This is a genomic window from Spirosoma foliorum, assembly GCF_014117325.1.
Classification (GTDB): domain Bacteria; phylum Bacteroidota; class Bacteroidia; order Cytophagales; family Spirosomataceae; genus Spirosoma; species Spirosoma foliorum.
The window spans coordinates 5,104,275-5,124,150 of sequence record NZ_CP059732.1 but is presented as its reverse complement, the minus strand read 5'-3'; the positions used below and the strand labels follow the sequence as shown (position 1 = coordinate 5,124,150).

General features: G+C 48.8%; 12 protein-coding genes. 9 read left to right on the top strand and 3 right to left on the bottom strand.

Annotated features, from left to right (window positions below):
• Positions 1-163 precede the first annotated feature (163 nt).
• Entirely contained in the window at positions 164-1,213 is a 1,050-nt protein-coding gene (locus tag H3H32_RS21780) for a sialidase family protein (RefSeq protein WP_182457731.1), read from the top strand.
• A 108-nt stretch (positions 1,214-1,321) separates the two neighbouring features.
• Here H3H32_RS21780 and H3H32_RS21775 read toward each other — a convergent pair whose 3' ends face one another.
• A complete protein-coding gene (locus tag H3H32_RS21775; protein ID WP_182457730.1) occupies positions 1,322-4,357 on the bottom strand; it encodes an NHL repeat-containing protein in 3,036 nt (1,011 codons plus the stop codon).
• Between the two features lie 356 nt (positions 4,358-4,713).
• Between H3H32_RS21775 and H3H32_RS21770 the strand changes: the two genes are divergently transcribed.
• The 5 genes from H3H32_RS21770 (at position 4,714) to H3H32_RS21750 (ending at position 12,777) form a co-directional block, all read left to right on the top strand.
• Positions 4,714-5,403, top strand: a complete 690-nt coding sequence (locus tag H3H32_RS21770) for a 3-keto-disaccharide hydrolase (RefSeq protein WP_182457729.1) — start codon at positions 4,714-4,716, stop codon at positions 5,401-5,403.
• Between the two features lie 154 nt (positions 5,404-5,557).
• Complete coding sequence (locus H3H32_RS21765; protein ID WP_182457728.1) at positions 5,558-8,440, top strand: PVC-type heme-binding CxxCH protein; 2,883 nt, start codon at positions 5,558-5,560, stop codon at positions 8,438-8,440.
• Between the two features lie 171 nt (positions 8,441-8,611).
• A complete protein-coding gene (locus H3H32_RS21760; protein WP_182457727.1) occupies positions 8,612-9,883 on the top strand; it encodes an FG-GAP repeat domain-containing protein in 1,272 nt (423 codons plus the stop codon).
• A 32-nt stretch (positions 9,884-9,915) separates the two neighbouring features.
• The gene (locus H3H32_RS21755) at positions 9,916-10,788 is read left to right on the top strand and encodes a 3-keto-disaccharide hydrolase (protein WP_182457726.1); all 873 of its coding nucleotides are present in this window, start codon (positions 9,916-9,918) and stop codon (positions 10,786-10,788) included.
• An 87-nt stretch (positions 10,789-10,875) separates the two neighbouring features.
• A complete protein-coding gene (locus H3H32_RS21750) occupies positions 10,876-12,777 on the top strand; it encodes a glycoside hydrolase family 43 protein (RefSeq protein ID WP_182457725.1) in 1,902 nt (633 codons plus the stop codon).
• A 413-nt stretch (positions 12,778-13,190) separates the two neighbouring features.
• Here the strand turns inward: H3H32_RS21750 and H3H32_RS21745 are convergent, their stop codons facing one another.
• On the bottom strand, positions 13,191-13,526 hold the full coding sequence (locus H3H32_RS21745; RefSeq protein ID WP_182457724.1) for a YXWGXW repeat-containing protein: 336 nt from the start codon (positions 13,524-13,526) through the stop codon (positions 13,191-13,193).
• A gap of 502 nt (positions 13,527-14,028) precedes the next feature.
• Between H3H32_RS21745 and H3H32_RS21740 the strand changes: the two genes are divergently transcribed.
• Entirely contained in the window at positions 14,029-14,553 is a 525-nt protein-coding gene (locus H3H32_RS21740; RefSeq protein ID WP_240543449.1) for an alpha-L-rhamnosidase C-terminal domain-containing protein, read from the top strand.
• 93 nt (positions 14,554-14,646) lie between these two features.
• On the opposite strand, the gene H3H32_RS21735 is transcribed toward H3H32_RS21740, so the two are convergent.
• Entirely contained in the window at positions 14,647-18,075 is a 3,429-nt protein-coding gene (locus H3H32_RS21735) for a HEAT repeat domain-containing protein (RefSeq protein WP_182457723.1), read from the bottom strand.
• Between the two features lie 606 nt (positions 18,076-18,681).
• Between H3H32_RS21735 and H3H32_RS21730 the strand changes: the two genes are divergently transcribed.
• Together H3H32_RS21730 and H3H32_RS21725 are read left to right on the top strand one after the other, a co-directional pair.
• Positions 18,682-19,275 (top strand): redoxin domain-containing protein, encoded by a 594-nt coding sequence (locus H3H32_RS21730; protein ID WP_182457722.1) that lies wholly within the window; start codon positions 18,682-18,684, stop codon positions 19,273-19,275.
• 30 nt (positions 19,276-19,305) lie between these two features.
• On the top strand, positions 19,306-19,746 hold the full coding sequence (locus H3H32_RS21725) for a DUF4395 domain-containing protein (protein WP_182457721.1): 441 nt from the start codon (positions 19,306-19,308) through the stop codon (positions 19,744-19,746).
• Positions 19,747-19,876: the final 130 nt, after the last annotated feature.

Genomic DNA, 19,876 nt, shown 5'->3' with positions numbered 1-19,876 from the left:
TCTTACTAGAGGATAATACAAGAAATGTGCCGATGGAAGCCAGTGCTTTTTTGAAAATATATTTGATTGAAATCATGATTTTAATCAGGATTAGCTAACTTGATTGGCAGGTTGGTTTGTAGGCCGACTAGCTAATATTTACAGCTTTTCGTATTGTTGGGGTATGAAAACTCCCTACCTATACCTTGTTGTGTTATTTCTGTTAACTGCCCCTTCTAGTTTAGCGCAGTCAACTAATCCGGCGATCCTTCGCCAGGAGTGGATTTATGAAAAGGCTCCTTTTCCAGAATGTCATGCCTCAACGATAGCCGAAACCCCGAAAGGATTAGTGACGGCCTGGTTTGGTGGTACACGTGAGCGCCATCCCGACGTTGGAATTTGGGTAAGCAGCCAAACGAATGGTAACTGGACACCCCCCGTTGAAGTAGCCACAGGCGTGCAACCCGATGGCAAGCGGTTACCTTGCTGGAATCCAGTTTTGTTTCAGAGACCTGGTGCCGAATTAATTCTATTCTACAAGGTGGGACCAAGCCCATCGACCTGGTGGGGCATGCTAAAGCGATCGACAGATGGGGGCAAAACCTGGTCGGTAGCCGAACGACTGCCAGAGGGAATTTTGGGCCCAATCAAAAACAAACCGGTTTTGCTGGCATCGGGTGTGTTACTTTGCCCGACTAGTTCAGAAGATCACAACTGGCGAGTGCATTTCGAGCGAACCAGCGATTGGGGTAAAACCTGGCAGAAAACAGATGCTATTAATGATGGGGTTAACGACGGAGCTATTCAGCCTAGTGTTCTGTTCTATCCTAATGGCCAGCTACAGGCCCTTTGTCGTAGCCAGAAAAGTGGATTTATTCTCGAAACCTGGTCGAAGGATGACGGAAAAACCTGGTCACCTTTGCAAAAGACAACACTTCCTAACCCGAACTCAGGCACCGATGCGGTTACGCTGAAAGATGGTCGTCAGGTATTAGTATATAACCCCGTGGCACCTACACCGGGTAAATCTGGTGGACCAAGAACACCGCTCGATATCGCCATTTCTAACGATGGAAAAACCTGGAAAACGCTGGCCGTACTCGAAAATGAGCCAGGAGAGTATTCGTACCCTGCTGTCATTCAAACAGCCGATGGGCTTATCCACGTAACGTATACCTGGAAGCGTCAGCGTATTCGGCATGTCGTGCTGGACCCAAAGAAAGGAAGTAGGTAGTACCCTGCCAAGATAGAGATTAGATGAATTGTCTGGGCCAAGCTCCAGCTTGGCCCAGATATTTACTAGCCTGATTATTTAATGAATAAATTGGCCCAATAGTAACTACTAAAGCCCATTAATAATTCGGGCGTAGACGTTATTGGTGGTGTTGCCGTCATAGGTTTTGGCGGCATCGTTTTTGACATTCACCGTGATACTGGAGGTACTTCCTGAATTGGCCGTTGTTCGGGTAAGGCTGAAACCCAGAGTAGCTTTGCCTTTAGCCGGTATAAATTGACCACTATTAATGGTTAAGGTCAACTGAACGCCAGGCGTCGCAGCCGAAACGGCCCATTTGGTATTATCTACTTCCACAGGAGTGGCACTACCTCCCGATACGATAATGCCCGTCAGCGAATTGTCAAACGAAAGCGTATAGCCTGTAGGCGCAGTGATCGTGATGACCACATTGTTCATGGACGTCGGCAAGCCGCTTACTTCGAAAACATTCACCAAAAAATTGCTTGTACTACCAATCGGGAAATTAGCCTGTGGCAAATCGATAGTCGGACTTAAATCGGTACCGGGCAATGCCACACTAGTTGTACTGGAGCAGCCAGCGATACTCGTAACCGTTACTGAATAAGTCCCCGAAACATTGGCAACCGCTGTTCCAGATATCGAATTCTGACTTACAACGCTGGGTCCGCTAAACAAATAAGAAGTGCCTCCGCTGGCAGTCAGCGTGGCACTGGTTAGAGTGCCATTCAATGGGTTACTCGCCGTTAGCGTAGGAACGGGCAATGGATTGACGCTTACGTTTACACTAGCTGTTACATTCGTTGTTCCATCGGTAGCGGTAACAGTCAACGTGTAGGTCGTCGCCGTACTGACAGAAGGGGCGGTAAAAACAGGCGAAGCACCACTTGCCGACAAGCCACTGGGCTGGCTAGTCCAGGTATACGAAGTAGGAGTGAAATTGATGGCTGTAGCTGTGAGACTGAAACTGCTTCCAACGCAGGCGCTTATTGATGTAGAGGGGTTTATACGCACACTAGCTGGCGCACTGACCCGGCGAATAAGGTTGTTTGCCTGATCGGCGATGAACAGGTTACCTCCGCCATCCAGCGCTACACCAAAAGGCGCATTGAGTTGGGCACTAGTGGCTGGCCCATTATCCCCATCTTTACCCGGCGACCCGTTTCCCGCAACCGTAGAGATTGTACCATCCGAAGTTACCTTCCGAATGCGATGATTAAACGTGTCGTCGATAAAGAGGGTCCCGTTGCCGTCTACCGCTATTCCGGAAGGTGTATTTAGGTTAGCGTTGATAGCGGGACCATTGTCACCACCTGATCCCTGAGTCCCGTTGCCTGCCACGGTAGAGATGGTACCGTCGGGGGTTACTTTTCGGATGCGATGATTATCCCGATCAGCAATATACAGATTACCAGTCCCATCGACCGCCACCCCTGTAGGATTATTGAGTACTGCATTAACAGCTGGACTATTATTGCCACTAAAACCAGCGGTGCCCGTACCCGCTACTGTAGAAATGGTCCCGCCGGGGGTTACTTTTCGGATGCGATGATTCGTGCGATCGGCGATGTACAGATTCCCGCTGCCATCGACCGCTACACTTGTCGGATTGTTGAGTGCCGCATTGATTGCGGGGTTATTATCACCACTAAAACCGGCGGTGCCATTGCCCGCCACAGTTGTAATTTTACTATCGATAGTGACCTTCCGAATCCGACTATTATCTGGATCGGCAATGAACAGATTACCACTGCCATCCACCGCCACGCCTGTGGGCCCAGCCAACTGTGCATTGATGGCCGGGCCAGTGTCTCCGCTAAAACCGAATAAGCCATTGCCTGCTATGGTGGTAATTATACCATTCGTAGCCACTTTTCGGATGCGATAATTGGTCTTATCGGCAATGAAGAGATTGCCACTCCCATCGATTGCCACACCGGAAGGACTGCCCAGGGCCGCATTGATAGCGGGGCCATTATCGCCACTGAAATCAGGCGTGCCATTGCCTGCCACAGTAGAAATAGTCCCATCAGTAGCCACCTTCCGAATTCGGTAATTAGTCTTATCGGCGATGAAAAGTTGGCCTGTCGCATCTACAGTAATACCAGAAGGGTTATTCAGGTAAGCATTGGTAGCGGGGCCATTATCGCCACTAAAGCCTTGTATATTAGTGCCTGCTACGGTGGAAATAGTGCCATCGGTCGCTACTTTGCGAATGCGGTGATTGGCTAAATCAGCGATGAACAATTGACCACTCGCATCGACCGCCACACCCGTAGGATTTGCTAGCTGTGCATTGGTTGCTGGACCCGTATCGCCACCAAAAGATTGAATACCTGTGCCGGCTACCGTAGTGATCGTCCCATCGGTCGTTACTTTGCGAATGCGGTGATTAAGTGCATCAGCAATAAAGAGATTGCCAGTGGCATCAACCGTTATGCCAGAAGGTGTATTTAGATTAGCTGCGATTGCCTGAATGTTATCGCTGTTATAACCTTGTGTACCAGTACCCGCTACAGTCGTGATTTTACCATCGGTAGCGACCTTCCGAATCCGATGATTGGCCTGATCCGCGATAAAGAGATTGCCGGTTGCATCGACCGCTACTGCGTATGGCGTGTGTAAATTGGCATTGGTTGCTGGACCCGTATCGCCACTAAAACCAGCTATACCATTGCCCGCTACGGTAGTTATTGTTCCATCGGTAGCCACTTTTCGGATGCTATGGGTATTCTGATCGGCAATGAACAGATTCCCTGTCGCATCAACCGCGATGCCAGATGGACTACCCAGCGTAGCATTGATCGCGGGGCCATTATCGCCACTATAGCCATAAGCTCCGGTGCCTGCCACCGTAGAGATGGTCCCATCGGGCGTTACTTTACGAATGCGGTGATTATCCTGATCGGCAATGAAGAGATTGCCATTTCCATCAACGGCTACACCCGTTGGCGTACTCAGGGCCGCACTAATGGCTGGTCCTCCATCGCCTTTCAGAGTAGACCCAGCTATGGTGGTAATGATTTGGGCCGATAATTGGGTTGCGAGTAAAGAAAGTAAGATACTTAGCGTTGCACAAACTGTTGATCTGAATGAAGTTTGGGTTAGGTAATATGCTTTCATTGATAGTAATATGAAAATATGGTAACAAATAAATTGAAACGTATATGGCAAATCCTGTTGACCGTTCAATTGTTACTCTAAACTCGCCTTTAAATTGCTCATTATTAGTATATTGTCAGGATTATTTTTCGCTTAACCTGGATTAAATAATAGCGGAATTGTGGCGCTATAGCTTGAATGAACAGCCTTCTTTTGGAAGAGGCTAACTAAGTAATGCCTATAAGGTTGGAAGCATTGTATAGACGAACTTACTGGCACCACAAAAGTTCGGATGACGTTTTATCAAAAGCCTGGATGAGTAATAAGAAGGTTTACAGACACTTTATAGTATGTAAACCTGCGAAACCACTAAACGGATGAAATCAACCTGGACTCATCATCGGCAAAGACCAGATCTACACTGGCGATTTTTGATCCTACCGTTCATATTAGCTATTTATAGTGGTCATGGACAGCCGCTTTTGGCCCAGTCAACTGTAAAAGCGCAATCGCTGTTTGACGGAAAAACGCTGACGGGCTGGAAGACCGTCGATCCGGCGCACGCATCGCTGTGGTTTGTGAAAGATAGTGTCATTCGAAGTGGTGATGGGGTAAAAAAAATACCCGAGAATACCTATCTGCATACATTGAAAGAGTACGGTGATTTTGAATTTAGATGCCTGTTTCGCTTATCTGGCGATCCGAAAACGGGTATGATCAATAGCGGTATTCAGTATCGTTCGATTCTGGAAGGCGGAAAAATAGTTGGCTATCAGGCCGACATTGGTAATGGCTACTGGGGCGACCTGTACGACGAACACCGACGCGAAAAACTGGTGGGTGGTGATTTGAGCATCCTCAAGCGAATCCTGAAAGAAGATGGCTGGAACAGCTACATCATTCGCTGCAAGGGTAACCACCATGAGTTGTATATCAACGGCGTTAAAACCTGCGACTATATTGAAAAGGACAGCAAAATCCCCGCAAAGGGCGTGATTGCCGTCCAGATTCATAGCGGAGGTATCGCCCAGGTTGAATTCAGAGACTTGACTATTTCTGAGCTTTAGGGGCTAAATGGATAATGCAGAATGAATAATGTGCAATGAAATGCCTTTGATAATCAGTGGGTTGTAATTGCTTGTGTCCGTTATTCATTACCATTATTCATTATCCATTTTACATTATTCATTAACCATTATCCATTATCCATTACTTATCTCTATGAACAAATTCCGTTTGCTCATATCTTGCCTCTTCGTTGGTCTTGCGTTACCCAACCCCTATAGCCAGGCCCAGGCACCCAAAGCTAAACTAGCTGCTGCAACAGCCCAGGATGCCGAGAAGGTCGACCGTGAGTATGCGCTGGAGGCATCTATGCTGGGGTACTTTTCGAAAGATGGGGCTCGTAACCCAACCCTAAAAGCTAACAAAGGCGATCGGGTTCGAATTACTATTACCGATGCCGAGCAAATGACGCATGATATCGCGCTTGAGAAACTCGGCCTGAAAAGTAAATCGATCAATGATAAGGGTGCCAGCACCAGCATTACATTCACCGCCGATAAAAGCGACACCTATTATTGTACGGTTCCCGGCCACCGGGCTGCCGGTATGGTGGGCAACTTCGAGGTAGTGGAAGGCAACGTTAACGATGTCGCCATTGCTGGTCAGATTCCCTCGAAAAATGGCCAGCCGCTGAACCTTAACTTCGAGACAGGGACGCTGAAAGACTGGACGGCCACTGGTGATGCGTTTGCCAACCCGCTTGTTGATCAGGATCCTTCGCCCGTTCACGAAAAAGACATGACCATCGGCTTTGCCGGAAAGTACTTCCTGAGCAGTGGCGGTACCACCAATTATAAACTGACCGGGACATTAACGTCTGTTCCGTTCACAGTCACGCAGCCGTTTGCCGCCTTTCGGGTTTCGGGCGGTGCCTTGCAGGACACGCGGGTAGAAATCGTGCAGGCAAGTACAAATAAAGTCATTTTTCATAGCACCGGGCAGGGGAGAGCTACGCTTCAACCCGTTGTCGTTGATCTGAAACCGTATCTAAATCAGGAAATCTTCATTCGGATTATCGACAACGAGACGGGGATTTCGCAAATTCCATACATTGCCAACGACAAATGGGCGCACATCAACTTCGATGAATTCCTGTTTTACCCCACCCGCCCGACCTTCCCGAACGAGCTACAACAGAAAGATATTATCATTCTGCCACCACTCGACCCAGTTCTTCACGCTGGTCTTTCGGGTACCGAAGCAGCCAAAGTGATGACCCTCCCCAACGGCTTTAAAATTTCGCTGGCGGCTGCTGAACCAGATATTGTGAAACCCATCTGTTTCACCATCGACTGGCGTGGCCGACTTTGGGTGGTTGAGGGACATACGTACCCTGTTCCGGCACCGGAAGGGCAGGGGAGAGACCGCATCCTGATTTTTGAAGACACCAATGGCGACGGAACCCTGGATAAGAAGAAAGTCTTTGCCGAAGGCTTGAATCTGGTCAGTGGCATCGAGGTAGGCATGGGTGGTGTGTGGCTCGGTGCGGCACCTTATCTGTTGTTTATTCCCACTGATTTTAAAACCGATACCCCAACCGGTGCACCCCAAAAATTGCTCGATGGCTGGGGTACGCAGGATACCCACGAAGTCCTCAATAGCTTCCGATGGGGACCCGATGGCTGGTTATATGGTACGCATGGCGTGTTTACCCACTCGAATGTCGGTAAGCCGGGTGCACCCGATTCAGAACGGACAAAACTGAACGCGGGTGTCTGGCGGTTTCATCCTACGACACAGAAATTCGAGTTGTTTGCCGAAGGAACCAGTAACCCCTGGGGGCTGGATTTCAATGATTACGGTCATGCCTTCGTGACGGCCTGTGTAATTCCGCATATGTATCAGATGATTCAGGGCGGACGCTATTTCCGGCAGGCAGGTAAACATTTCAATCCCTACACCTACGACGACATCAAAACCCACGCCGATCACGTGCACTGGCTGGGCGAACGGGGGCCACACGCGGGTAATTTCCGGTCGGCTTCGGCGGGTGGTGGACATGCCCATTCGGGAGCGATGATTTATCTGGGTGGTGATTCGTGGCCGAAAGAATATCGTAACGATATTTTCATGAACAACATCAACGGGGCTCGCCTGAATCATGACCATCCTGTTCGCGAGGGGTCGGGTTATCTGGTCACGCACCAACCCGATTTTCTGGTCATGAACGATTCCTGGTCGCAATGGCTGAACATGAAATACGACCCAAGCGGTTCGGTATTTGCCATCGACTGGTACGACAAGAACCAATGCCATAGTCCGAACCCCGACGTACATAACAAAACGATGGGCCGGATTTTCAAGATCACGCACGAAAACGACAAATGGGTACAGGTCGATCTGGCGAAGGCATCGGATATGGGGTTGGTGAATTACCAACTGCATCCGAACGAATGGTATGTTCGGCAGGCCCGACTACTCTTGCAGGAGCGTGGCCCGAATAAAAAAGTGCATAAAGCGCTGAAAGAAATTCTGGCAAAAAATCCCGATGCAACCCGTAAACTTCGGGCACTTTGGGCGCTTCATGTCACGAAAGGATTGACCGAAAAAGAACTGACGGACTTACTGTCGAACGAAAGTGACTACGTCCGAAGTTGGGCGATTCAGTTATTGGCGGAGGGTAAAAGCGTTTCGCCCGAAACCCTGAAACGCTTTGCAGAGTTGGCCAAAACGGATAATTCAGCCCTTGTTCGGCTTTATCTGAGTTCGGCCATGCTTCGTCTGGACCCCAATCAGCGGTGGGATGTGCTGGATGCGCTTGTTCAGAAATCGGAAGATAAAGAGGATCATAACCTGCCCCTGCTTGTGTGGTATGCCGCCGAACCACTGTCGGCCGTCGATGCGAAACGCGCCCTCCAAATGGCCGAAAAGGCGAAATTACCCAAATTGTTACCTTATACAGTTCAGCGAATAGGTGCTCTGGGTACCGAGGATTCGAAGAAATTGCTCAAAGAGTTGAATGACCGCGTCGGTAAGCTGGAACATTCGCACGAAACGCACGAACTTCAGTCGTTGATCGCCAAGACGCTGGAGGAATAGTAGGAGTAATATTTTGAGATTTGCTAAACAGTTCATTTTTGTCATCCCGACGCAGGAGGGATCTCATGCGTCAGGAAACATGAGATCCCTCCTGCGTCGGGATGACAAAAATATGTGCACTTGCAGCCGTTTTAAAAGACAACATCAGAATCGTAAACAGATGCGATAATCATGAATACAACAACCAATATAATTAGCCGACATATTCTTAGCGGTCTGTTGGCTCTCTGTTGGATAGCAACTGCTTATGGACAGGAAAAATCACTGTTCAATGTACGTCAGCAACAGGCAACGAATGCCGCTGCGAACGTGGCTAAATCGACGAAACCCGTTGTACCAGATGGTGACTTTAAAAAGACGACGATCACGCGGGACTTTATTTCGGAAGGTGTCGCTGTTGCCGATCTGAATAAGGATGGCAAGATGGATATCGTGGCTGGTTATTACTGGTTCGAAGCTCCCAACTGGACACGCCACGAGATGGCCCCATCGCGTGTGTTTGACCCACGGAAGGAATACAGCGAATCGTTTCTGAATCTGGGAATGGACGTAAATCTGGATGGCTGGGACGATGTAGTGATTATTGACTTTCCCGGCAAACCCGCTTTCTGGTTTGAGAATCCTAAAACCAAAACTGATGGTGCCTGGAAAAAGCACATCCTGGCTGATTCGGTGGGTATTGCCAATGAGTCGCCGGGTTTTATTGATATCGATGGTGATGGGCGGCTGGATATTCTTTGTGGCGATAAGGCCAAGAAACAGATTATCTGGCTGAAACCGCCGGTAAAACCTGGAGATACAGAGTGGCAGCGATTTGCCTTAAGCCAGGAAAACGTTCCGGGTACAGAGACGTTCTCACACGGTATCGGCTTTGGCGATATCAATAAGGATGGTTTCAACGATGTAGTGGTTCGGGAGGGATGGTTTGAAGGAACTGCTGATAAAAAGTCCGCGAACTGGGTATTTCATCCGGCCGATATCGGGGAACCCTGTTCGCATATGCAGATATTGGATGTGAATGGCGACGGGAAAAATGATGTGGTAAGCGCATCGGCGCACGCGTTGGGCATCTGGTGGCACGAACAGGTGATGGATGAACAGGGTAAAATCAATTTCAAAACCCATCTGATGAGCAACACAACGGCCCAGACTCACTCTTCCATCATGACCGACCTGAACGGCGATGGTCGGAAAGATTACATTACCGGGAAACGGTTTCTGGCCCACCACGGTCGAGACCCCGGTGACAGTGATCCGGGTATTTTGCTCTGGTTTGAGTTCACACCCGGCAAAGCGCCTTATTACAAAGAACACGTGATCGACAACGATTCGGGTGCAGGGCTCAACATCGTAACACACGATATGAACGGCGACAAGAAGCCCGATATCGTGATTGCCAATAAAAACGGTGTGTTTCTATTCGAGAATAAGGTTAAGAAATAGCTATAGGATTTTTAGTTTACCTCATGCCCCTCATGCGCCAACCCTCATTACTCATCAGTTTTCTATTGTTGACTAGCTTATGCCTAGGTCAGTCCAGACCGGGTCAGTCCAAACTGGGTCAGTCCAAAACAAAATCCGACAACTGGATTCAACTCTTCAACGGCAAAGACCTCAAGGATTGGTCGGTGAAGATTACGGGCCACCCGCTCAACGATAATTACGGAAACACGTTTCGGGTTGAGGATGGTAAAATGGTTGTCCGCTACGACCAGTACACTGCCTTCGATGAGCAATACGGCCATATTTTTTACAAGAAGCCATTCTCGGCTTATCTGCTTGTTGTGGAATATCGATTCGTGGGCGATCAGGTAAAGGGTGGTCCAGGCTGGGCGATTCGTAACAGTGGAGCCATGCTACATGGACAAGCGCCCGAAACGATGGGCCTGAAACAGGATTTTCCGATTTCGATGGAGATGCAACTGCTGGGCGGAGACGGTCAACATGAACGGCACACGGCCAACCTTTGCACACCCGGTACCAACGTTGTGCTGGATGGCAAACTCTTTACTCCTCATTGTATTGATTCAAACTCAAAAACCTATCCCGGCGATCAGTGGGTTCATGCCGAAGCGTTGGTTCTGGGCGATTCTCTGCTAAAGCACATCGTTGAAGGCGATACGGTGCTGACTTACGCCAAACCACAAATAGGAGGGGGCAACGTCATTCATTACGACTCCGCTGTTAAGAAGGACGGACAATTGCTCGATAAGGGCTACATCTCCCTACAAAGCGAAAGCCACCCCGTCGAATTTCGTAAAGTGTCCCTGTTCGATTTATCTCCCTATATGCACAAACCGAAGCAATTAGCTGCTATCCTGAAGCAATTGCAGACCCGGAGTAAGTAACGCGGAGATCCTGTCCGCATAGTCGTTGATTTTAGCCCTCAACGTGCGGACAGGATGGCCGCGTTACATGTGTAAACCAGCCTCTTAATGAAAAACGCTCTTTACCTGCTTGTTCTAATTATATCGCTTACTACCTCTCTAAAAGCGCAGAACCAACCCCGAAAAGAACCCTATTCCGCTTACCTATTCGCTTATTTCACCGGTAATTCAGGCGACGAAGAAGCTATCCGGTTTGCGATTAGTAAGGATGGCTATAATTATAAAGCTCTGAATTACAACGAACCCATTATGCCATCAGCCGAGATCAGTTCGACTGGCGGTGTTCGTGATCCGCATATTCTACGGGGGCAGGATGGGAAAACGCTCTACATGGTGGTTACGGATATGCATGTGGCCAAAAACGGTTGGGGACCTAACGTAGCGATGGTGCTGCTCCGCTCAACGGATTTGGTTCATTGGAAATCCAGCAAGGTCGATGTGCCCGCAACGTTTGCTGAATTCAATGGCGTTAACCGGGTGTGGGCACCGCAAACGATCTATGATCCGACGCAAAAGAAGTACATGATCTACTGGTCGATGCGTTTCGGGAACGAGGCCGATAAAATCTATTACGCCTATGCCAACGCTGATTTTACGGGGCTGGAAACCGCACCGAAATTGTTGTTTACAAACCCCGCTGGTGGCTCCTGTATTGATGCCGATATCGTTCAGAAAGATGGTCAGTATCATCTGTTCTACAAGACCGAAGGCTCAGGAAACGGCATCAAAAAGGCCACGTCTACCAGTCTGACGGGCCCGTTTACGCAATACGATACCTATTTGCAGCAAACCACCGATCCCGTTGAAGGCTCCAGCGTTTTCAAATTGATTAATTCCGACAAGTACGTCCTGATGTATGACGTTTATACCAAAGGGCGCTATGAGTTTACGGAGAGTACCGATTTAACGCACTTCAAAAAGATCGACGGACAGATTTCGATGAACTTTAAACCGCGTCATGGGACAATTATCCCTATTACACAGGCCGAAGAAAAAGCGCTGACCCAGCAGTGGGCACTGACGAATAACCCCGTTCTGGGTAGTTTCTTCGCCGATCCCGAAATCCTCTTTGCCCAGAAAACAGGTAAATTCTATCTCTACCCCACCAGCGATGGTTTCGACAAATGGTCGGGGAATTTTTTCAAAACCTTCTCGTCCGACAATCTCGTGGACTGGAACGATGAAGGCACGATTCTGGACTTACCTAAGCAGGTTTCCTGGGCCAATCGGAATGCCTGGGCACCTTGTATCATCGAGAAAAAGATCGACGGGCAGTACAAGTACTTCTACTACTTTACCGCGGCTCAGAAGATTGGTGTAGCCACGGCCGATAACCCAACGGGCCCCTTCACCGATTCTGGCAAACCACTGATTGACCGAAAGCCCGAAGGAATCACGCGTGGTCAGGAGATTGATCCGGATGTGTTTACCGATCCAAAATCAGGCAAGAGCTATCTCTATTGGGGTAACGATTACATGGCTGGAGCCGAGTTGAACGACGATATGATTTCGCTGAAACCAGGTACGCAGCAGCTCATGAAACCAGACGCGACGTTTCGAGAGGGAACTTACGTTATCTACCGGAACGGGACCTATTACTTCTTCTGGTCGGAAGATGATACCCGCAGTGAGAATTACCGCGTCCGCTACGGCACCTCCGATTCTCCATTGGGGAAGATTACCGTACCGGCAAACAATGTGGTGCTGGAGAAAGATAAGAGCAAAGGCATCTTTGGAGCCGGTCACAACTCGGTTGTTCAGATACCAGGTCGCGATGAGTGGTTTATCGTCTACCATCGGTTCAATTACCCCGATGGCATTAACATGGGTGAGTCGGCAGGTTATCACCGCGAAGTCTGCATCGACAAACTTGAGTTCAATGCCGATGATAGTATTAAGAAAGTACAGCCCACGTTAGAAGGCATTAAGCCTGTTTCTGTGGGGAAGTAGCTGCAATAAAAAGGCTTTTATAGTTGGGCGTAGTATTGACTACGTTCGAGCGTTATCCGGTCTCCGACCGGTTTTGTAATCATACTTCACCCCGGCTTGGGATGGTTTGAGCCAATTTCTGCCCTGTTAAGGGCTCAACAGCGTAGCGTCGGTAGCTAAGTTAAGATGGAGTAGTATTTCTCCAGCGTGCCGTAGGTACGCAACTGATTATAGATCGCGTACCTATGGTACGCCAAATGGATCTTGAAATTACTTCGTCTACCGACATTGCGCTGTTTGATCCCTACGGGATTTTGCTCGCTTTGTTAGGGAAAATCAATGAGATCGGATAACATCATGTCGTAGGCCAGAGGCTATCCCCAACAATGAAAATCGGTCCTGAATGCTAACTCAGGACCGATTTTCATTGGTATCTAATAACTCCAGTAACCTTCGACCCAGACTCGTCCACGTGGAGTTGCCCGCCAATAACCGGGATTCCAGGTTTTATACCGGGCTGGTTTTGAATAGGTGGCATACTGAGGGGCCGCTGTCTGATAATGGCCGTCTATCCAGATACGATCCCGTCCTCGTTGAACGTAGTGCCCTGGAACCCATACCTGCTCTATGGGTGCTTGATGCATAGGTGGGGTATTGGGAATAACAATAACCCTACGGGGTGTTTGTGCAGTGGCAGTATCTGAATCGATTGTACAGAACGCGGTAGCTAATAAGCCCGCTAATGCCAATACTTTCATGTTCGTTTTCATAGCGTTTACCGATTAAGTTCGGCAAGAAACCGGCTTTTTACCTACTCAGCGAGCCGCTTCCTGCTGCAATTATCATTACTAGGCTATACTTTATAAACTGAAAAGTTTCAAACCTGACTACCTATTAACTCATCTGAAATAATATTGTTAGATTGATTTGTTACTATCTGATCTTCGTTAAAGCTACTTTCCTGTCTCCGACAACTTTCACCGCGTCCTCGGTTTGTGAAGATACCTGCCGTATATACACAGCTATTTTGACCAATACACGATCAGTCGACACACTGCTTTGGTACGCCAATCACGTATACGGCCTCTCATTGGTAAGGCTTGAATAACGCCAGTATCCTGCCCTGGAGAGAGTCATTTTTGAATTCCAGAGAAATTGCACTTCGGCATATATAGGCTATCCAACGCGCTCGACTCGACGGCCAAAGACTATATGTATTTCAACATTGGCGGCCAGCAACTGGTGGATGCGTCGTATATCGCCTAGGCGTTTGTGCGGGCACCCTGGCTATGGGAAAACCTGAACAAAACAGATCAGCAACGACTGGTCAAAGCCTTGAAAACCACCCGCCAGTTTAAACCGATGTTCTCAAACAGGCTGCTATTATCGGCCATGACCGAAGCCTGGGATACAAAATACAAACCCAACCAGGACTGGAATCATGCCTGGGGAGCGGCTCCGGCCAACATTATCGTGCGGAAATTAATGGGCGTAGAAGCCTTGACTCCCGCTTTTGAAACGGTTCAGATCAAACCCCAACCCGATACCTTACGGCAGGCATCGTTGCAACTGGCTACTCTACGCGGGCCAATCCTGGTGGCATTCAACAACACACCTGAACGGTTTCAATTGCATGCTACTTTACCGGCCAATAGTACCGGGGTAATTTATTTGCCTCGTAAAAAGGCCAAAAGCCAGGTGTGGCAAAACGGAGCTGTCGTAAAAGCCGTTGCCGAAGGTAACTTCTGGAAGATTACTGGCGTTGGCGCAGGCAAGCATGAGTGGGAAGTGAAGTAACGCGGACTAGAAGTCCGCATAGCAACATATACAGTTTAGTCTATTGCTATGCGGACTAGATGTCGGAATGCCGCACCACCGCGCTACAAATAATTATTTATCATCTTTCAACGTCGATAGAAAACTAATTACATCCCGAATTTCCCGTTTGGTTAACAGGTACTTCATTTCGGGCATGCTCGATGGGGCGGTTGTTCGCTTGGCGACCTGATCTTTTCGTACGGTTGTGTCTGGCTGATCGCCCACTTTTACCTTGATTTCGGAACTTGTTTCGCCCTGCAAAATACCGCTGACCGTTTTGCCATTTTTCAGTTTCAAATTGACCGTACCGAAGCCTGGCGCTAAACGGGCACTTGGATTAATCAGGGCTTCCAGCAGTTGCTCACGCGTAAGTCGGCTGGCGACGCCATTTAGACGAGGGCCAGCGTTTCCACCAAGGTCATCGTAGGAGTGGCAGCGGATACACTGCGCTGTTTGGTGACGGAAGAAAATCCGACGACCCAGATCAGGCTCTCCACCTAGTAAACTTCCCTTGTACGAAGCCGCCAACGCATCGGGCGACAGTTTTGACGTGATCGCTTTGTATTTAGCCGCCAATTGGGGCGAATGGCTGCTTTCGATGGCTTCCTCCAGTTCTAGTTGTAGTTCGACAGGCATCGTACCGGCCGATAGTTTGGTCAGTAACTGATCGAATGTCTTCTGCGAATTAGCAATCGGAAGTTTGCCGAGGGTGAGCAGAGCCGCTTGTTTTTCCTCGGTCGTACGCGTGTTGATTACATCTGACAGCAAGCTCACCATCCGATCTTTTGGCATGTTCGATTTGGCCAGCAAATCCAACCCAGCTACCCGAACGCTTTTTTCGTTGTCGGCAAGCGCCGTTTCAATGGCTTTGCTGACTTCTTTATCGTTCATGGAAGCCAATGCCCGCAAGGCCGCAATGCGCACGGCCGCTTCTTTGTCGCCCGTCAACCGGCTGAACAATGGTTCAGAAGCTTCGGTTAGGTTGAGTTTTGTAATGGCTTTGATAGCACTCAACCGAAGTGCTAAATCTGAATGCGTCAACAGCTTGATGTACAGATCAGCAGTCTTTGTTTTCAGTACCGCAGGATCACGTTCGATCACTCCCCGGTAACGACCATCGACCCGGTCCAGCACCGACGGTTTAGCCCAGGTGCTCAGGGCTTCCAGTGCTTCGCCCCGCATGGCTACCGGATTCCCTTCTTTCTGCGCATAGTCGATCAGTGCCTGCATAGCTTCGGGAGTGCCTACGCGCAAATTGGCGTTGATGGCCCGTCGAATTAACGCTTCGTTGGTAAACCGTGTGCTGGGCAATACTTTTCCTAAAGCGGGTAAAGCATCGGGAATCGACAGGTCATCGTTGATGCCGCGAGCAGCTTCGGTAACCACAAACTCGTCCTTATCGGCGAGGAAAGCCGCGATACCCGGATCACTCATACGGCGGAGCGCCACAACAGCGGCAACCCGAACTGCTTTTGACGAATGATTGGCTAAAGCCACAACGGGAGCTGATTTGCCAATACGAGCCAGGGCCAGACTACCCGCATGTCGGATGTAGGTATCTTCGTCGTTGTTAGCCTCCAAGAATTGAATCATAGGCTGAACAGCAGGCTCATATTCAATGCGCCCCAGTGCTTCGGCCGCGAAGAATCGGGCACGACTGTAGGAATCTTTCAAGAGAGGTATCAATGCTGCGCCCGCTTCCTTGTAACGAACATCGCCCAGCCATTTGGCTGCCTGCGCCCGAATTTCGGGGTCGCTATCCTGAAGCAAGGGCATCAGCAACTGACCATATTGTTTATCCTGACGCGTTAGTTGGCTAATGCCCCAGATGCCGTGCACCCGCGCCAGTTGGTTATCGGTTTGCTTCGTTGAGGCAGTAAAAATCGTTGCGCCTTTAGCGCCCCGTTTAACCAGCTCGAACTGCGCTTTTTGCCGAACACGCATGTCTGGATTCTTGAGCAACTCGCCTAAATCAGCTTCCGACCGAGCCGCAAATTTTTCGGCCAGTAAGGCTTTCGTCCGTTGACGATCTGCCGAATTAGCGCCTGCTTTGTCGTCCAGTTTCCAGATACGACCATAGTCTTTGGTGTCCCAGCCATTGATCCAGTCGGCCACGTACAAGGCGCCATCTGGTCCGAAATCAATTCCAGTGGCGAGCACATTACCCAGGACTTTTTTCTGTTCGCCGAGTTCAAAGGTGGCTCCTTTAGGCTTTAGCTTAAACGCATGAATACCCGAACGAGCCGGGTTTCCAACAAATTCGGCCAGGAAAAACATGTTTTTGTAAGCCGGGCTCAGAGCTGTACCCGGATTGTATCGCATGCCTGCCGGACCACTCACGAAGTTGGCAATCGTGGGTGTGATATACGCGGCCTGCCCTTCGAAACGCGGTTTGTACATCTGCTCGTCCATCCAAACTTTGTAGGTGTTGTTGTTCGGGTCGCGGTATTTGCCGTACTGCCAGTTGCTGCGCCAGCCCGTATCCGAGCCGTTGACGATGTACACCAGACGCTCTTTCTCGCCCGGATGGTCGCCGTCGTTGTCTTCGCTGATCAGGTTGCCGTATTCATCAAACACGAACTCGTGCGTATTCCGAACGCCGTAGGCAAACACTTCGAAGTCGCTTCCATCAGGGTTGGAGCGCACCACAACACCACTGTTTGGATGCTCCCATTTTTTGCCGTCGGGCCCTTTCCCGTTGAAGCCGATGTCGCCAATCTGCCAATAGATTTTGCCATCGGGTCCCATTTCAATTCCCGACATGCCGTGACCGCCAAAGCCCACGTGGATGCCGTATCCATGCGAAATAGACGTTTTTGTTTCGGCAATGCCGTCGCCATCTTTGTCCTGCATGCGCCACAGATCGGGGGCAACGGCTACGTACAGATCATCGCCATTGGTCATCACACCGCCAGCGACATCGGTTACTTCATCATGAAAATCATCGACCACTAATTGCGATAAATCAGCAACACCATCGCCGTTGGTATCTTCGATGCGGAAGACGTTTTCCTTCTCGACCGTCATGTCCCGCCAATCATGCGAGCCATCGCCGTTCAGGTCTTTGAGCCATTCATTTTTCTTGCTGTTCTCGGGAGATAAAACCCGGTGCAGGAATGCCCGCTTATCCTCAATACTCTGCAAATGATTCGACTCGATCTCCCAATCCTGGTGGCTTCGGATATCAAATTCCGAGTTTTTCTGCCGATTGGTTCGGGTATAATACAGCTTGCCATTATCATCAATATCAATAGCAATGGGATCGGCTACCAACGAATCGACTCCCCACAAACGTAGCGTAAGTCCCTCTGCTAATTCGGGCGTTACGGTGGCTTCAATAGCTTTCGCTAACTGAGCCGCTTTTTCGGGAGCCATGCGCTTAATCCGGCGATCGATCGGGTCTTTCTCCTTCTGGTAGCCCACTAAAAAAAGCATCGGAGCCAGCGCACAGAGCCAGATAACTTTCTTGTTTTTTACTAAACTCATGTTCCCCTTTTTCATTCTAAGCTTTAGTTAAAACATCTTATCGCAAGCTACTAACCATTGAAGAGCGTTGTGCGAAGCGATTACGTGTTTAAAAGACATTTTTAGCCTTACGTTACTGAATGGTTAATGACTTTAGTCAACAAGGTTATTGAAGAAACTGTCTAAATTTCATAAAAGCAGTCTATAGTTTTACCCCCAACCCCCTGAAGGGGCTTATTCCCACGATGAACTAAGCCCCCTTCAGGGGGTTGGGGGTAAGGTAAGTAATTGAAAAATCTGATTTTTAGGCAGCCTCTAAACTTTCTGAAATAGATGGACAAGGGTTCTTTTTAACCGTAGAAGGCGTGCCCATATGAATGGTTAAGCCTGATTATTTAAATTTACCCTCTTAATTAGTAGAGATAATAGGTTAACTCCCTGAAGTCGATAGACTATTTCATAACTAATTGATAATCATTTTGTTGATTTTGTTTGCAGAATTAAAAAATACTTATCAACTTTGCTGCCGATCTCAATAACTGATCGAGATCGCCTAAGTCAGTTTGGAACTGGCTTCTTTATTTTCGAGAAAAATCTAGTTAATATATAGATTAAGAGGTTTTAAATTAAGCAATACAGACTATGACACTGGAAATGGTTAATGAATTGGGGGAGATACGGGGTGTAGTTGTTAAAGACCGGCAGCCTATTGAGCGAGTTCGTCCCTTGTTAACGGGTGAATCAGTTCCTTTCTTCTCGTTAGTCGACACCGCCGATTATTGGCAGGCGTCTCTTATTACAGCTGGCGTATCGCATCAGACGGTGAGCCTGCCCGAATTACTAACCCGTGGGCCAATTGTGATTAGTTTCTATTGCCCTTGCTGGGGAGGTTACGCCCGCCCGTTCTTAACCGCACTGACAAACATGGCCGCTGAAGTTCGGGAGAAAGGGGGCCAGATGGTCGTCTTTACCAACGAAAATCCTAAATATCTGGCCAAACATACTGATCTATCGTCGATGCTACTAGCCTACGACGCTGATAAATCGGTAGCTCGCCAGTTTGGAGTTTATTCGGAAACAGATCCAATCTGGGATCGGGTGTCGGGTATTTCGGAAGATGTGTTTGTTCCGGCTGTGTATGTTGTCGATCGTTCCCGCCAGATCCACTACCATTTTCTGGACGAGAATTTTGAAGGCTTTACACAACAAGCCGAGGTGTTGGAAGCATTAGGCTAGTGTTTCAGGAACAGTCAACTGCCTTACGAAATGAATACGAATCTTGAGTGCCCTGTTGATGGGGTGCAGATTAATGAAACGAAGGTCCGGCTGGTAGCCGGTCTGGTGTTGATTACCGGACTAGTGTATCTAGCCAGTGGTTGGTTGGTATGGCCCTTGTTACTGGTCGTAGACTTTGGCTTGCGGAGTTTTGATTTGGGCAAATATAGTCTTTTCGCGAACCTGGCCGAAGGGTTAGTCAAGACGCTTCGGTTGCCTTATAAAGCTACCGATCAAGCCCCCAAGCGGTTTGCGGCTCGTGTTGGATTGGCTTTTGGATTGCTCATTTTGGGGCTTCAACTAGCAGCTATTTCTACACTTATCCCGACAATGGTGTTGGTGATTTTCGCCACACTCGAATCTGTTTTTGGTTTCTGCGCGGGTTGTTACGTTTATACGTTTTACATCCGCCTGTTTCCGAAGGCTGCGTGATTACGCTGTTGTCCAGTAATTTTTGGCACTGCTTTTAATACATTCATTTAATTGAACAAGGCTCCTTTGTAAGTATAAGCTTACAAAGGAGCCTTGTTCAATTAATCACGATTGCGTAGCTGCCAGACCG

Bases quoted from the DNA above. Each gene is read 5' to 3' on its own strand.
- H3H32_RS21780 (WP_182457731.1), top strand. From the start codon at position 164: ATGAAAACTCCCTACCTATACCTTGTTGTGTTATTTCTGTTAACTGCC.
- H3H32_RS21775 (WP_182457730.1), bottom strand. From the start codon at position 4,357: ATGAAAGCATATTACCTAACCCAAACTTCATTCAGATCAACAGTTTGT.
- H3H32_RS21770 (WP_182457729.1), top strand. From the start codon at position 4,714: ATGAAATCAACCTGGACTCATCATCGGCAAAGACCAGATCTACACTGG.
- H3H32_RS21765 (WP_182457728.1), top strand. From the start codon at position 5,558: ATGAACAAATTCCGTTTGCTCATATCTTGCCTCTTCGTTGGTCTTGCG.
- H3H32_RS21760 (WP_182457727.1), top strand. From the start codon at position 8,612: ATGAATACAACAACCAATATAATTAGCCGACATATTCTTAGCGGTCTG.
- H3H32_RS21755 (WP_182457726.1), top strand. From the start codon at position 9,916: ATGCGCCAACCCTCATTACTCATCAGTTTTCTATTGTTGACTAGCTTA.
- H3H32_RS21750 (WP_182457725.1), top strand. From the start codon at position 10,876: ATGAAAAACGCTCTTTACCTGCTTGTTCTAATTATATCGCTTACTACC.
- H3H32_RS21745 (WP_182457724.1), bottom strand. From the start codon at position 13,526: ATGAAAACGAACATGAAAGTATTGGCATTAGCGGGCTTATTAGCTACC.
- H3H32_RS21735 (WP_182457723.1), bottom strand. From the start codon at position 18,075: ATGAAAAAGGGGAACATGAGTTTAGTAAAAAACAAGAAAGTTATCTGG.
- H3H32_RS21730 (WP_182457722.1), top strand. From the start codon at position 18,682: ATGACACTGGAAATGGTTAATGAATTGGGGGAGATACGGGGTGTAGTT.
- H3H32_RS21725 (WP_182457721.1), top strand. From the start codon at position 19,306: ATGAATACGAATCTTGAGTGCCCTGTTGATGGGGTGCAGATTAATGAA.